We start from the raw sequence: 15,222 nt of genomic DNA, 5'->3' as shown, positions 1-15,222 counted from the left end.
CTTACTCAGCGTCCGCTATCCAGAAACGATGCCGTCTTGCTGAGACGAACTCCCATTCCATAGCCTGTCAAGAGGCTGCGCATGTTTCGTGCCCAATCTGATGGGCGCCCCAGCTGCACAAACTCACGAAGGAGCCAATACGTGTGCTCGAAGGAAGAGGTAAGTCGTCTCTGTAGATGGTATGACGCCCTAACGCGTATTTCTGTCGTCACAGTATTCCTGGGTTGCAGCGATTGACGACAGGACGCGACGGCCCCTCCCGACCTCAGGACAACGCCGGCAAGCATTAGGTTCTCCCCACAAGATTGCATTGCCTCCGAAAAGCCACCTGCAAGCCTCCACGCCACGAAGTCGAATGCAAACACGCAGTCCGTGAGTCCGATTGAGCTGAATGCACCCCGCACTGACGTTGAACTCCCTGCAATTGAGCTGAGGGTAACCATGTCGCCTTCTAATCTGCCAGCCGGGGCGATCCGGCCCAACACTACCTTTCCCGATTGGCTCAACCAGAAGTTCTCATCGACTTCAGGAGCCGCCACGCCAGCCATCTCAATGGCCGCACTGACTACGACGATGAGGTCGATGTCCGGATCACTGGACAGTAGGTGGTCAACGGCCTCGTTCAGACCGTATCCAACCCCACGATCCAGATCCAATTGAAGTGTTACGAAGGGAAGTTCAGCGCCGGCCACAGCAGCTTCTGTCCGCAGATGGATGACGGCATCGGGATGACCGAGACCGAGCAGACCTCCTTCTGTGAGCGCCAGAACGTCGCTTGAGGTTGCGTCACCAAGAACAATCAAAGCAGTCTTCATGTCCTACGCGCCTTTCGTTGGCTTAGCGGCAATCTGGGCGCAATGTCAGAACCCGTCCCTTCACTATTCCGGGATCCCAGGCCACGCTGAGATTTCCTGAAGCCGGCATAAGTTCCACGGAGAGCTGCAAATGACTTCCTAGTTCGACCGGTCTGCTCTTTGAAAAGCGGCCGGAGGACCCAAAGCGCTGTCTCCCTCAGACCCAATCCAAGAAGAATCTGGACACGGCCACCCATAGCTGCACACACGCGAATCCGGTTGGCGGCGTTGTAGTAGTAATAGGTCTCGCTGTGACCAGCACTCCCCTCACCTGACCCACCCTCAAGATGCCAGACCGCGACCGCTTGAGCGACGCCCAATTTGAGACCTAGCTGGGTAGCCCGCAGCGAAAACTCGACGTCTTCCCAATAGAGAAACAGACCCTCATGAAACCCTCCTATTAGATCCCATGTCCGGCGAGTCATTAGCGGTGCCGCCCCGGTCATAAATTCAGTCGATTGCAAACCACTTTCAACTCCCGCAAAGTGGTCCCCGTAGCGATCGTGCCAACAAAGGCCGCGTGAAATATCGATGCCACCGCCCCCGAACCAGACAGTGCGGTCATCACTTCTGCCTGTGACAAGCAAGGGTGAGATGACATCGAATTCCTCGGCCGCCAGCGCGGTCAGCATTTCTTGAACATCCCCTTCGACCAGCTCTGTGTCAGGGTTGAGGATCCAAATGACATCGTCAGGGGCGCCTCCACTCACATTAGCCAGCCTGTTGATTCCCGCCCCAAACCCAATGTTGTGATCTGATTCGATGAGGGTTATTCGATCGTCTTTCGCCGCAAGTCCTTCAAGTAAATCTCGATCAAAGGATCCCGAGTCATTGTCCAGGATCCAGATGTCCGTCACTGGAAGGCCCACAAGGCTGATCAGGCACCGTTGAACAAGCTCGGCTGACTTGTAGTTGACCAAAAGGACTGTGAATCGCATCTTCTACCTAGCTAACTGTGACGTGTCGAAATCCCGACCGCGCGATCGTGCGTAAATTTCCGTATAGATACTGAACGTCTGCGGGCCCAAGCGCGACTGATCGAATCGATCTCGTTGGCCCACCGCACTTAAGGCCATCGCCGAGCGCATCGTTGGGTCGCCCAGGAGGGCCCGAAGGCCGAGACCAATGCTGGAATCGGTGGAGGCAACGACACCGGTTACCCCCTGAATGACCACATCGCGATTGCCAATCACGTTGGACACGATTGCAGGGAGTCCCAGACATTGCGCTTCAATCAGGGCCATCGGCATTCCCTCCCAGAGGGAAGCGAGAACAAATATGTCACTCGTAAGGAGAACTTCGACAACCTGGTCATGAGGCAGCCAGCCCGTGACCGCTACTGGACTGCCGCCTAGCCAGCGGTCTCTTTCTGGAGTGGGCCCGTCACCAACCCAGATAAAATCGGCCTGGCCGAATTCTGTGGCCAGTGCCGCGAATTTCCATGGCGCTTTCTGCCGGGCAATACGGCCCACTGTCACGACTCGAAGTCGACGTTGACCGTTCTCATCTTGCGGGTCCCTATCGGGTTCATTCCTGGATGCATTGACCATCGGCACCGCATCCAAATCAACCGCGTTCTCCACCAAGAATAGTTGTCTTGACGATAGGACGGAGCGGGCGAGGTCCAGCTCTGACTGAGAGACGAGGACAAGCCCTCCGCAGCGACTCGACAGAATTTTCTCCATCAAAAGGATGAATCGCTTTACGGGACTCCATATGTCTTGTCGCAGAAAGGCGAACCCATGTGGAGAATAGACGATTCTCCGATTGTTCCCCCCGACCAAATTGATAGCCCTCACGGCGAAGCCCGCCATGGATGAATGGACGTGAACTATGGCGCGAGGATCCGCTCGCAAGATTCCTCGAGCCCTTAGCCCCAGGCGGAAGAGCTCAAGCCCGGGAATGCGTGACGGCTTGATCTCCGTACGCGTGACGGCGGGAGGGAACATCGCGCCGAGTGCTTCTGGGGCTGGTGTGTCAGGGCGGCGAGTATGGACAAGCTGAAGCGAACTGCTGATCTGCGCTTGGCCCACAGTTAGACGAAGTATTGACTCGAGTACACCAGCCGCTAGGGATTCCGTGAAATGAACAACTCGAACATCTGTTTCCTCAGTAGTGGACTTCATCAGAATTGGCCTTTCATGATGCGGGGATACTGATACTTCATCACCGCGGACACCTAGCCTGCGCTGAGTACGGGATCACTGCGGTATAAGGCCCTATAAGCGTTCGAGGCCTGGGCGATGGAAAACTCCGCAAGTGCTCTGTCGTGCGAAGCTTCCCGCAGCGAGGCGTACTCGATGGCGCTCTGCGAGAGCAACATGAGCATTGCCTGCGCGAGGGCGGCTGAGTCGGATGGTTCTACGCAATACTGCGGTGCCATGGCAAGCCGCTTACAGTCACCTACATCCGTCGTGATAACCGGCGTACCAAGGGCTAGGGATTCAAGTCCCGCCATGGGCAGGGCTTCGCCGTACGAACTGGAAATCACGAGAGCGTCCGCAGCCTTGATGAGATCACCGACATTGTTGACCGGGCCGACCAACCGGACGCTGTCACGCAAACCAAGAGCCTCGATAGCTGCCATGAGCTGGGCATTCGAGTATTCAATGCCGCTGCCTGCGCATACGAGTGTGGCTTCAGGTGCCCGCTGTCGCATAATGGCGAAGGCACGTAGGAGGTTCTCATGATCCTTCATCGGGTGCCATCGGGATAGGGAGAGAAAAACGGCCCGTCGGTCTTGCCCTGGAGTATCAACAGATCGCTCTACGGCAACACCATTGCTGATCACATGGCATTTGCCGGACTTGTAACCGTTACGCGACATGTAACTGGCAGCGCCCACTCCGCATGCGACAATCGCATCCATACGACGACTAGTAAGTCGTCCGATCACTTGACCAAGGACCCTGGACCGCCACGGGTCAGCCTTGGACATACCTGTGGTGTGCACGGTCGACACGAACCGCACATTCCCAGACTTTTTCGTGAGTGAAACTGAAAGGTCGGACTGAAGCAGGTGGCTGTGCACGACATCCGGAGCGACTCTACGAATGGTGGCCTTCGTCTGTGATACCAATTTGTCGATCCGCCAGGAACGCCTATCCAAATTGAGATAGGTAACGCTGCTCGCAACTGCCGAGAAACGACCGCTGAGAACCCCAGGTCCCAGGAGTACCAATATATGCGACTCGACTTCAGGCGCCATAGCCCTCGCTAGCCCTTCAATGAGTGTCTGGGCACCGCCCGTATGGGCGTCGTTGACGACATGTAAGACCCTCATTTGGTCCCCACCCACTTGGGCCCTGTCATTTGCGGACTCAAGGATGCTCGACCCGTACTGAAGTGCATTCCGAGGCAGATCCCTGGAAGCGCCCAGATCCACGCAGCGGAATCGTAGCTGATGGTCAGGCCCGAAATCGTGACCCAGAGCAAAACGCTCAGCATCGCTACGAACTTTCCACTGACTCTACTAGTAGCCAGAAATACCAGAGCAGCAAGGAAAACACAAAGCCCTAATCCAAAAATCATCCCGTTTTCCAACACGAGTCGCCCCAGGACAGAGAACAAGTCAGGGATCTTGTTGGCATACGAAAGACCCGCCATTGGGATATCTCCGGCTTGGTAGAGCAACGTGCTGCTGCCACGCCCTGAGCCAAAGAGTGTGACCCAAATATCCGAAACCAAATACCGCAAAGCGCCAATAATCGAAGCGGCGCGATCACCCCACGAAAAGTTCTGCGACCCACCTCTCGACCCGAGAATGCCAATACTTGTCCAGGCGACTACTCCAAGAATCAACGACAAAGTTGCGAGCCGCCCTGTGCCCTTGGCAAGCGGCCAGAACGCGATCATGAGCACCATACCAATGGACACGAGGGCGCTTCCAGAGTCACTCAGATATATTGCAATTGTCGCCGCCAAAACCACCAGCCTGTCGGCCCAGACCAATCGGCCCGCTGCCGAGGCGGACAGCAGGACGAGGGCGACTGTTGCGAGAGCCAAACTACCTGCCATGACGGAGGGCTCGGGGAAGAAAGCAAACGGCCTTCGGACGAAAGTCGAAATGCTGAGTGCATTGTTAGAGACGCTCGCGTACCCCGGAAGATCGTAGTAGCCGAGGAACGGGACTATCCCTCGATCCAAGAACACGAACTTCTGAACCAAGGCAAAGAATACGGTGAGTAAGATCCCGACCCTCAGAGCTGGAATCAGGCTGGTGGACGTACGTAACGCCACCGCAGCGAATCCCATCAATGGCAGTACGTGCAATGGCCACACGATTAGGCTGAGTGGGTTTGGGATCGGGTGGAGTAGCAGCACCCCGATGAATGCCAGCGCGGATGGGCCGACAAAGACGCCCAGAAAAAGGACCGCGATCCGCGGGTGCCGCAGGATTTCCAAAACGAAACAAACAGCAATCATCGAGCTCAACGGCACGTTAGTACTGTTACCCAGGGGCAAACCAATATATGGGAAAAAGGTCGAAAGAACGAGCGACCAAACGCCTATCCGCCAGAGTCTTCCCGGCTCCTTAGCCGTGTGGATCGGCGAAATCCGCTCAACAGTCACTTGAGACCTACCAGCCGTTGCGGAGCCCAAGCGCCATCTCCTCCCATGCATGCGTTCCTGCAGTAAGAAGCTCGGACGATCCCGGAGATTTTCCCGTGTGACTCTCCCGGCGGTGCAGTGAGGACGCTGTCATCAATTCAGCCAAGGCGTCTGCAGAAGCGGGCGGGAAAAACGAAATGAACGGGTAATCCCCCGCTTGTTCGCGCAGGGACGGGAGATCCGAAGCTAGAACTTCAGCACCAAGTGCCATGGCTCGTGCGAGAACACCGCTTTGGGCCTCAAAGTGGATGTAGGAAAGCACAACCGCCCGACTTGAGCCCAGGAGAAAGTCGAACTCAGCGGGAGAAAGAAAATGCGGTCGGATCTCAATCTCATCCGACGTGCCGGCAGCTTCTCGCAGGAAGGAGACGTAGGACGGATCGATTCCCTCTCCTGCAACGATCAATCTGCAGGTGGACAGTTTGGCGGCCGCGATTGCACGCTCGACCCCCTTGTTCGGCCTTATTTCCCCAACACACAAAAACGCATCCTGAACTGAAGCGTCCTCTGCTCTCGAACTCTGAGTGCCGGCACCTCTGAGGCGCGGCAAGTACGACGCACCAGGGAGAGTGAAAGCCTTCACAGGGGAAGGAGTCATTCCTCTCACGGAAACCAGCTGCCGATAGCCGTGCACGGCCACCATATCCACCCGTCGGAGGCAGGATTGAGCTATCCAGTTACGAAACCGATCTGTTACAGACGTAGTTGTTTGGGCATGCTCTACAGCATTGTGTTTGATGAGGCAGATTCGATCGATACTTGTACCCCACTTGAGCAACCCTGGAAACGGGTATCTCGCTTCTTCCAGGACTAGTGTTCTAAGGTTCGGGTTCTTTGAAAGAAAGGATCTGATTCGGCAGTGTTCTACGACCAAATTGAGCAATATCCTCAGACCGACAAACCGACGATCCTTCGACACCAGTGGTGGAATGAGTTCGTTCACACACAGGTAGCTGTCTACACCGGGAGGCAGATAGCTCTTCGCACCAGCCCTGGTCAGCAGAGTTGTACTCTCGCCGCCGCCGAGGGATATTGCAATTGCGAGGTCTGCAGCGTGCTCGATATGTCCTCCCTGGGGCGTTGGACAAACCAGAACAGTTGAATTCTCAGCGAGGGCATCGTGAGGCGTCTCAGTAACCATCAGTAGGCTCCGGCGGGCGACACAACCGCTCGGATCGTTCGCCAGAGAATAACCAGGTCACCAGCCAAAGACCAGTTCTCTACATAGTAGAGGTCGAGCCGGATACTGTCCTCCCAAGACAGGTTCGATCTACCGCTCACCTGCCAGAGCCCACTCATGCCAGGCTTGACGAACAGACGCCTGTGGGCGGAGGTGTCGTAGAGCGCTACCTCTCCCTCCCTCTGGGGACGCGGTCCGACGAGGCTCATATCTCCCTTGAGCACGTTCAAAAGCTGCAATAGTTCGTCGAGGGAGTATTTCCTCAAGAATCCACCGATTTTTGTGAGCCTTGGATCATTTCTGACCTTGAATAGCGGGCTATCAAGGGTGCCTTGAACTTCAAGCAGGCCTGCAAGCTGCTCATCAGCGTTCACAGTCATCGACCGAAACTTCAACATGTTGAATGGCTCACCGTTCATCCCGATTCGCTCTTGCCGATAGAGAACCGGACCCTGGCTCGTAAATTTGACGATCAGGCCGATCAAGCAGATAAGTGGAGACAGGGCGAGTAGCAATACGCTCGATCCGAGTACATCAAATGCCCTCTTCGTGAACTGTTTCCGCCCCTCATACCTCGGCATTTCCACGTGGATCAGGGGGAGCCCCGATACTGGACGTGTGTGGATTCGGGGCCCACCAATGTCGGTAAGACTGGGGGCGACTACGAGATGCTGGCGACCCGGCTCAAGGCCCCAACTGATGGATCGGATCCGATCCGGCGAGAGCTCGTCACTACTAGTAACGATCACGGTGTCTGCGTTCACACTTGACATGGCGGCCTGCAGCTCGTCGATATCGCTGAATACCGGGATCTCGGTGCCGGGAAGGCTGCTGTTGTCGAAGCCTCCGGGAATGCAGGCCCCAACCACGAGGTAGCCCGCCGCGGGCTGCCGGCCCAATTCTCTGGCCAGGTGCAGCGTCGATGTCTGCGAACCGACAAGCAAGACTCGGGACACGAATTCACCGTCGAGACGCTTCGCGCAGAGCCACTGACGCCATATCCACCGAGAGAAGACAAGCACGACGGTTCCGAATGGGAAGGCCAGAAGGATATAGCCACGTGCCACATCGATATGCAGAAGGAAGGCCGCAATAGCCAGGAGGCCAAAAAGACGCATCGAAGCAGACATGATGAGCTTGTATTCATCGGGGCCGGTGCCGAGCACTCTAGATTCACGCGTGCCGAAGACTTGAAGGAAGGCCAGCCAACCGGCGATCACGAGGACAGAGACCGTGGTGTAGCTGACGCCCAAGTCGCTTGCGCTGCCACGAAATGCAACATCCGCGGTCTCGAACCCAAACCAGGCGATCTGAACGCCGAAGACAACCCAGATGAGAACGAGCAAATCTGTGATTACCATCCGGCCTGCATAAATGGTGCGCCAGTCGCGCACAGAGTGACCGACCGCAGGTTCGGCCGTTAACGATTCTTCGTTCATTCCGCTGGCCTGCAGATTATCGCCAGGCCATCCCCCCGTCCAATGATCGTTTAACATCGTTGCCCACCCAAAGCCACAAGGTTCCAGAGGCTTCCGCAACTGCAACATTTCCCGGCATGGTTTCCACCGACGCGTCAACCAAGAGACAGCCGGTTGACGTAACCGTGGAGGATTCGACCGAGAGCACCATAAGTTGCACTCCCGCACACTCCGGAAGTCCGACCGTTGCTACAACGTAGCCCACCGCGGTTACGGCCAGATTAACTGAACCAGGTATTTGGAACGGCTCGCTCCAGGTCTCGGCTGAATTGGCTGTCGTGAAGACTTGCGTGTCAGCACACAGCACTGCGGCCGATCCAGCGACGTCGAGGCGAGGGGCAAGCGCTACGACTGCTGCACACGGTGCGGCCGCCTCACCGATTGGCGTGTGCACGACGGATCGGTCGGCCGGGTCGACATACCAGCGGCCATCCAGCTGCTCGGGGTAGCTGGAATAGTCGTCACCCGCGACGAAGGACTTGGCAAATTGCGGCGTGCAATCATCGGCAGAGAGACCTACTAGTTCTATCAGGGTGTCCGAGACCACGTTCAGGCTCTGCAACGTCGTGATCTCAACGTCATTTGTCGCATCGGTGCTAAGCCAGCTCTCGCCCGCATCAGTGGTGAGTTCAGGGTTTGCGCCGGCAGGGCACGCACCTGTGGTTGCCCGCCATGCGGTGGTGTCATCGAGAGCAGAGAGGAGCCGCGTTGAGGGTAAAGCAACAGTCGATGCAGTAACCGGCGACGGAGTCGGATCGGCTGTTGGCGGACCAGGAGTAAAGGTGGGGATGGGTCGGGATGGCTCTGTCGCAGCGTCGACGCTGCGTGCACCTAGTGCCCAACTGATTAGGAGGACATCGACCATCACGAACGCGATGACAGCAGCAAAGATCCAGCGACGTCGGCGCGGTGACTTGTGGGGATTGTAACGGGCTGGGCGGGACATGGGTCAGCGGTGGCCCGTCGCGGTGGCGAAGCCGTTGGTGATGGTGATGACGGTGTTGTTGATGACGTTGCCGACGCGCGCGTAGACCTCGGCGGACTGACGGTAGGGGTCTTCGATGTCGTCGTCGTCGGGGTGGGTGGGGGGTGGGGAGAAGCCTTTGGTGGCGGCTACTTCGGTTAGGACGGTGCGGAGGGCGGAGGCGGCGTCGGCTCGCGGGGTCTCGACAAGCTCGACCGGCGAGTTGGGCTCGACCAGCGGATTGGGGGTCTCGACAAGCTCGACCAGCGGATTTGCCGGGAGGGCTCCGGGGAGGAGGCGGGCCAGCTGGTTGAGGGTGTAGGTGTAACGGGAGGCTCGGGGGTGCAGAGAAACTACCTTGCTGCGGTGCTCCCGCGTGGCGGTCAGGACCAGGTCGGCATCGGCGATCAGCTGGGCGGTGAGCTGCTGGGAGCGGTGGCCGAGGGGATCCCCGCCGTAGTGCTCGGCCAGCTGCGCGGCCTCGGGTGTCATGTCGTGGCCAACCATGGACTGGGTGCCGGCGCTGGACACCGTGGCCGGAATGCCGAGGACCTCGAGCCGCTCACGCAGGAGGCGTTCTGCCACGGGGGAACGGCAGATGTTACCGGTGCACACTACAAGGATGGTGAAGGGCGCGGTGCCCTGCACGGTCATGACTTGGGCTTCTTGATTCGAGCCCGTTTTGCCTGCTTGGCGCGCTCGCGGCGGGTGGGCTCCTCGGTGGTGAGTTCGTCGCCGTAGCCATAGCCGTACCCGTAGCCGTAGCGGTTGTAGCCGTAGGCATCAGGGCCCTTGGTGGGCAACATAGTGAGCACGAGACCGGAGATGGGGGCACCGACATTGTCCAGCGAAGAGATGGCACCCTTGAGCTGGTTCTTCTGAGTGCGGCCCGCGGCCACGACGATAATCGCGCCGCCGACGTTCTTGGCGAGGATCGCGGCATCGGTGACCGGCAGGAGCGGCGGGGTGTCGTAGATGACCACGTCGAACATACGGTTGAACTCGCCAATGAAGTGCGTCATACGCGCTGAGCCAAGCAGCTCGCTGGGGTTGGGCGGCACTTGGCCGGCCGGCAGAACGAAGAGTTGCGCGCGGCCCCAGGGCTGGATCACATCTTCAAGCTCGGCCTGACCGATAAGCACGTCGGTGAGGCCGACGGCACCTTCGACGCCCATATAGTCGGCGACTTTGGGGCGACGCAGGTCGGCATCGATGAGGAGGACCTTGGAGCCGGCGTCGGCGAGCGCGATGGCGAGGTTGGCACCCGTGGTGCTCTTGCCCTCGCTCTCGATGGACGAGGTGATGACGAAGCTGCGGTCGGTGCGGCCCACGTCGAGGAACTGCAGGTTGGTGCGCAAGGTACGGAACGACTCCGCTCGGGGGCTGCGCGGGTCAACGTGCACGATGAGCGGGCGGTCCTGCGCTTTGGGGTCGAAGACGATGCCGCCGAGGATGGCGACGTCGGTGACGCCTTCGACGTCGTGCTCGTTGCGGATGCGAGTCTCGAGGGTCTCCCTAAGCACCGCAAGGCCCACTCCGAGAACCAGGCCCACCAAACCGCCGAGCGCAATGTTCAACGGGACGTTGGGGCTGACCGGTGCCGACGGCACCGTGGCTTCCTGGGCTCGGGTCAGTTTTACCGGGGAAATGGCGTCGTCGGTTAGAGGCGTTTCGATTTCTTCGACGACCGCCGTGAGACTCTGAGAAATGGCGTTGGCCGTGTCGGCCGCCCGCACCGGGTCAGTATCGGTGACAGAGATATCAATAATGGATGTATCTAATGGAGCAGACGCGGTCACGCTTGCCGCTAACTGATCAGACGTAATACCGAGGTCGAGAGCAGCTATCACGGGAAGAAGCACAATCGGGGTACCGACGAGGTCAGAATACGTCTTGACTCTCTGAACGGTGAAGCTGTTGCCTTGCACCAAATCGGACGTTGTTCCCGTGGACTGCGTGGAAACAAAAACCTTCGATGTAGCACTGTACTTGGGCGTCTGAACCAGGGAGAACGCAGCGGCGGCACCAACGCCGACAAGCGTGAGCAGGACAATCAGCACCCAGCTCTTGCGGAGGATACGAATGTAGTCGCGAAGTTCCACTCAGCGGCCTTTCCTTGGTGCTTTGCCAGACAGGTGCGAGGCCGGAATCGTTCGCCCCCTAGTTATCGTGCCACACCCGGGCACACCCTCATCCACCGAAATACGCAAAGCGCAACCCCTCGACACGCTAGTTTGGGCTTCATGAAAGCAGCCGTTGCCCGTGGCCCCCGTTCGCGTGTGGGGGTTCAGATCTCGGCGGTGGGCATTGTCGCGGCCATTGTGCTGGTGGTGGGGCTGAACGTCCTGGTGGCGCGGGGCGGCATTGTCGATACGCAGTTGAGCACGCTGCTCCCTTACCTCGTGGTGTGGGTGCCGCTTCTGGGCGCCGTATTAATTTTCTGTTTCGGGTTTGGGTCGCGGTCGCTGGTGCGCGACATCGGGCTGCGGTTTCGGCCGCTCGATCTGCTCTGGGGGCTCACCGTGGGGGTGGTGGCCCGGGTGTTCGCGACGATCGTGGAGATCGCCGGGTATGGGCAGATGGGCACGGGCGGCGCGACGCTGGGTGAGCCGGTGCGCGATCTGTGGTGGCTCTTCGCGGTGTTCCTGGCCCCAGTGCTGCTCTCGCCCGTTATAGAGGAGATGTTCTTTCGCGGGCTGGTGCTGCCGTCGGTGCGGGGCGCGGCATCCGGCACCGGGGTAACGCCAGCGGTGGCGGCCGGCACCGCTGTGGTGGTGAGCGCGGCGCTGTTCGCCCTCGTGCACGTGATCGACACCGGGTCGGTGACCGCCACGGTGGTGATCGGGCTGTCGACGTTCTTGTTCGGCCTGGGCGCCGCGGGTCTGACGGTGGCCACCGGGCGGCTCGGCGGCGCGATCGTGGCGCACATCACTTTCAACGCGCTCGTGGTGGTGCCGGCGCTGCTCGGCTGACTAGCCTCGCAGGACGCCGTCGGGGCCGACGGTGAGGATGCAGGGGACGCCGGAGTCGATCACGAGAGTGGCGACATTCGCCCGGCCGGCCGGCAGCACCCGCACGGTGATGCGACCGTGCTCGGTGCTGTCGAGCACGTCTGCGACCGTGCGGGCGAGGGTGTCGAGCTGCTCGGGCGGGCTCTCGGCGCTGTCGTCGAGCACGGTGACCTCGACGCCGCGCTGCCGGGCCGCGTTGACCGCCGCGATCACCGGGGGCACGAACAGCACCCGACCGCGGATGACGTCGCGGAGGGTGGCCTCGATGAGCAGGCACTGGGTGCGCTCAGCGGCGGTGAGGGCGTGCGGCTCGGCCAGGCGTAGCAGGGTGGGCCGGGCGAGCGCGTTCACCCGCACGAGGGCGGCCTTGCGCTCGTCGATGGCCGCCACCGTGGTGGCGTCGCGGCGGGCGCGGGCCAGGTCGACCTGGTTGAGCACGCGCAGGTCGCGTTCGGAGCGGCCGAGGCCGACCACGAACAGGCTGCCCGCGAGCAGGGTGCCCGCGTGCCGGCTGACCAGTTGGGTGCCGGTGAAGGCCGGCTGGCCGGTGCTGACCGCCCAGGCCAGGGCGAGGGCCGCGAGCACCGCGTAGCCCATCCAGGCCGACCGGATCTGGCCGCGGGCGGCGAGCACCAAGAGGATCAGCGTGATGGCGCCGAGGTGCCAATGCGCGAACGGGGCCGAACTGTGCGCGGGCAGGTACGCGAACATCATGACGGCGCCGAGCCCGCTGAGCACGAGGGCCACGGCCACCTGGGCGCGCGGGAAGGGGTGGGCCGTGCGGCGCATCAGGGTGACCCCGGACAGCATGATCGCGAGGTAGGCGCCTGCGATCAGGGCCAGGGGGCGGCCGGGGACGAGGGCGAGGATGGCGAGGAGGCCGTGCACGAGCACGAACAACGCCAGGATGAGCCGGGCCATGGGGGTGGTGAGGTCGAGGGTGCGGGCGAGCGAGACGGGGTCGGTGTCGGGGTCGGTATCGGTGTCGGTGTCGGTCCACGACGGGGCCGGGGACTCGGGGCGGCGTTCGGTGGCGCGGCGCTCGTGGGGGGTGCGGGCGTTGGTGAGGGCGGGGTGCGGGGTCTCGACAGGCTCGACCAACGGACGGGGGGCGTTGGCAAAGATGGGGCGGGGGGTCTCGACAAGCTCGAGCAGCGGATTGGGCTCGACCAAGGTGGTGGCGGCGGTGGCGAGGGCGGCCAGCGCGGGGACGGCTTGGGCGCGGCGGTTGGGGGCCCAGGCCACGACAACGTCGGTGCCGCGGCCGGGGGCGGAGCGCACGTGCGCGGCGCCGCCGGGCACCCGGTCCATGCGACCCACGATGCTCTGGGCGATGCCCAGGCGTTGCGGGGGCACCCGGGCCGGGTCGAAGCCCACGCCGTTGTCGCTGACGGTGACCTGGAAACCGTCGGGCGTGGAGAGCACCGTGACGGTGCGGCGCACCCGGCGGATTGTGGCGGCGCCAGCGGCAGTGGTGGGGCCGGCGGCGGAGACGACGGAGTTGCGCAGCGCCTCACCGACCGCGCCGAGGATGCCGGTGACCGCCACCGAGGGCACCGTGCGTTCGACGGCGGTGTGCTCGCCCGCGCGGGGCGGGTTCTCCACCCGCACCGCGGCATCCGGGGCGATCTGGTGCACCAGCCGCTCGATGCGGCCGACGACCTCGGAGACCAGCACCACCGGCTGCACGGGCGGGGCGCGCAGCGCGTCGAGCTGGGTGAGGGTCTTCGACGCGTGCTCGGAGACCACCGCCGGCAGGGTGCGGCCCAGCCCCGCCATGAGCAGGGTGGAGATGACGCTGTCGTGCACGAGGGCGTCGATGGTGAGCCGCTCCTGCCGCCTCGCCACCCGGGCCGCCCGGTGCTCTTCGGCCTGCCGGGTGAGCAGGGTGGCCTCGTCGACCCGGGCCGCGGCCCGGCGGGCGGCGAGGGTGAGCGACACGAAAACGCTCACGAGCAGCAACGAGTAGAGGCCGTCGGCCAGGCCGACCAGGGCCGGGTTGGCCTCGGCGGAGGTGGCGAAGCGCACCCAAGCGCTGAGCGTGCAGGCGAACACCGCGAACGCCCACGCCAGGCGCTCGCGGGCGAAGATGGCCACGGCCACGCAGGGCACCCCGGTGAAGGTGATCACCCAGGGGATGTCGGCGTCGACGGGCAGCGGGCCGGCCCGGGCGACGAGCCAGAAGCCGAGGATCACGACGAAGCAGATCACCTCGGCCAGAACGATGCCGTGCAGGATGCGCCGGGAACCCCAGCGCACGCTGAGCCCCAGGGTGACGGGCAAACCGAACGAGGCAGCCCAGGCGGCGGCGGCCAGCGCCGGGCCGGGCAGCCAGGCCTGCGCCAGGAACGAGCTGATGGAGAAAAACCCGAAGATGATTGCCGCACCGGCCACCGCCAGGCAGAGCAGCCGGGTGAGGTTGGTGGTGGCGGTCTGGGCGGGCGCGGGCTCGGTCATGAGCGGCCGGGCACCGGCAGGATGCCGTCCTCCAGGGCGCGCTTATAGAGGTCGATCTTGGTGTTCGCCGGCCGGCCCACCCGCTCGTACTTCGAGCGCACCCGGCGGATGTAGTCCACCACGGTGAGTTCGGACAACCCGGTGTGCGAGGCCACCAGCGGCGCCTTCGCTCCGGCGGCGTAGAGCGAGAGCACCTCCCGCTCACGCGGGCTGAGGCCGGCGTCGGAGAGGTCGGGGTCGGCATCCAGCGCCGCCGCCCACTCGGTGGAGGCGATGGTGTCGCCGCCGGCGGCCCGGGTGACGGCGTCGAGCAGCACGTCGGTGGGTTCGGACTTGCGCACCACCCCGAGCACGCCGCTGCGCGCGGCGGCACGCATGAGCTGCGCGTCGTCGCCGCCGGTGAACGCGAGCACGGCCGCACCGGTGGCCCGCAGGGTGTCGACGTTGCTGGTGACGGTGGAGCCGTCGGACAGCCGCAGGTCAAGGATCACCAGGTCGACGCGGCTGTCGCCCAGCTGGGCCAGCAGTTCGGCGACGGTGGCGACGGTGGCCACCACCTCGATCTCGGGGAGGGTGGCGAACAGTCCCGCGAACCCGCGCGCGACGATCTCATGGTCGTCGATCAGCGCGACCCGGTACCGGTTCATTCTGTGCCTCTCGCGGCGGC

At 61.9% G+C, this 15,222-nt stretch carries 13 protein-coding genes; 1 reads left to right on the top strand and 12 read right to left on the bottom strand.

What is annotated here, in order from left to right; genetic code table 11:
• Positions 1-5: 5 nt before the first annotated feature.
• The 10 genes from ACEN2M_RS12700 to ACEN2M_RS12655 are packed head-to-tail and all read right to left on the bottom strand — an operon-like array spanning position 6 to position 11,189.
• Positions 6-815, bottom strand: coding sequence for a hypothetical protein (locus tag ACEN2M_RS12700; RefSeq protein WP_441648497.1), 810 nt, complete (start codon positions 813-815; stop codon positions 6-8).
• Positions 812-1,792, bottom strand: a complete 981-nt coding sequence (locus ACEN2M_RS12695; protein WP_441648496.1) for a glycosyltransferase — start codon at positions 1,790-1,792, stop codon at positions 812-814. Before ACEN2M_RS12695 ends, ACEN2M_RS12700 begins: the two co-directional genes overlap by 4 nt.
• A 3-nt stretch (positions 1,793-1,795) precedes the next feature.
• Positions 1,796-2,980 carry a glycosyltransferase gene (locus tag ACEN2M_RS12690; RefSeq protein WP_441648495.1) on the bottom strand — a complete coding sequence of 395 codons (1,185 nt, stop codon included), beginning with the start codon at positions 2,978-2,980 and terminating at the stop codon, positions 1,796-1,798.
• Positions 2,981-3,033: 53 nt separating this feature from the next.
• On the bottom strand, positions 3,034-4,137 hold the full coding sequence (locus ACEN2M_RS12685) for a glycosyltransferase (protein WP_441648494.1): 1,104 nt from the start codon (positions 4,135-4,137) through the stop codon (positions 3,034-3,036).
• On the bottom strand, positions 4,134-5,426 hold the full coding sequence (locus ACEN2M_RS12680; RefSeq protein WP_441648493.1) for a hypothetical protein: 1,293 nt from the start codon (positions 5,424-5,426) through the stop codon (positions 4,134-4,136). The genes ACEN2M_RS12685 and ACEN2M_RS12680 overlap by 4 nt, the downstream gene beginning before the upstream one ends.
• A 7-nt stretch (positions 5,427-5,433) precedes the next feature.
• Complete coding sequence (locus tag ACEN2M_RS12675) at positions 5,434-6,606, bottom strand: glycosyltransferase (protein ID WP_441648492.1); 1,173 nt, start codon at positions 6,604-6,606, stop codon at positions 5,434-5,436.
• Positions 6,606-8,084 (bottom strand): sugar transferase, encoded by a 1,479-nt coding sequence (locus tag ACEN2M_RS12670; protein WP_441648491.1) that lies wholly within the window; start codon positions 8,082-8,084, stop codon positions 6,606-6,608. The genes ACEN2M_RS12675 and ACEN2M_RS12670 overlap by 1 nt, the downstream gene beginning before the upstream one ends.
• 16 nt (positions 8,085-8,100) lie before the next feature.
• Complete coding sequence (locus ACEN2M_RS12665; RefSeq protein WP_441648490.1) at positions 8,101-9,069, bottom strand: hypothetical protein; 969 nt, start codon at positions 9,067-9,069, stop codon at positions 8,101-8,103.
• A 3-nt stretch (positions 9,070-9,072) separates the two neighbouring features.
• Complete coding sequence (locus ACEN2M_RS12660) at positions 9,073-9,741, bottom strand: arsenate reductase/protein-tyrosine-phosphatase family protein (RefSeq protein ID WP_441648489.1); 669 nt, start codon at positions 9,739-9,741, stop codon at positions 9,073-9,075.
• On the bottom strand, positions 9,738-11,189 hold the full coding sequence (locus tag ACEN2M_RS12655; protein WP_441648488.1) for a polysaccharide biosynthesis tyrosine autokinase: 1,452 nt from the start codon (positions 11,187-11,189) through the stop codon (positions 9,738-9,740). Before ACEN2M_RS12655 ends, ACEN2M_RS12660 begins: the two co-directional genes overlap by 4 nt.
• Positions 11,190-11,330: 141 nt before the next feature.
• On the opposite strand from ACEN2M_RS12655, the gene ACEN2M_RS12650 reads away from it, so the two are divergent.
• Entirely contained in the window at positions 11,331-12,059 is a 729-nt protein-coding gene (locus tag ACEN2M_RS12650; protein ID WP_441648487.1) for a CPBP family glutamic-type intramembrane protease, read from the top strand.
• Here ACEN2M_RS12650 and ACEN2M_RS12645 read toward each other — a convergent pair whose 3' ends face one another.
• Positions 12,060-14,555 carry a sensor histidine kinase gene (locus ACEN2M_RS12645; protein WP_441648486.1) on the bottom strand — a complete coding sequence of 832 codons (2,496 nt, stop codon included), beginning with the start codon at positions 14,553-14,555 and terminating at the stop codon, positions 12,060-12,062. It abuts the gene before it with no gap.
• Positions 14,552-15,202: a response regulator transcription factor gene (locus ACEN2M_RS12640; RefSeq protein ID WP_441648485.1), complete on the bottom strand. Its 651-nt coding sequence runs from the start codon at positions 15,200-15,202 to the stop codon at positions 14,552-14,554. The genes ACEN2M_RS12645 and ACEN2M_RS12640 overlap by 4 nt, the downstream gene beginning before the upstream one ends.
• Positions 15,203-15,222: the final 20 nt, after the last annotated feature.

The sequence above is a fragment of the Cryobacterium sp. W22_MBD10_FK3 genome (assembly GCF_052113745.1).
In the GTDB taxonomy this organism is placed as follows: Bacteria; Actinomycetota; Actinomycetes; order Actinomycetales; family Microbacteriaceae; genus Cryobacterium.
The sequence above is the reverse complement of the archived record's forward strand: the minus strand, read 5'-3'. Positions and strand labels throughout refer to the sequence as shown.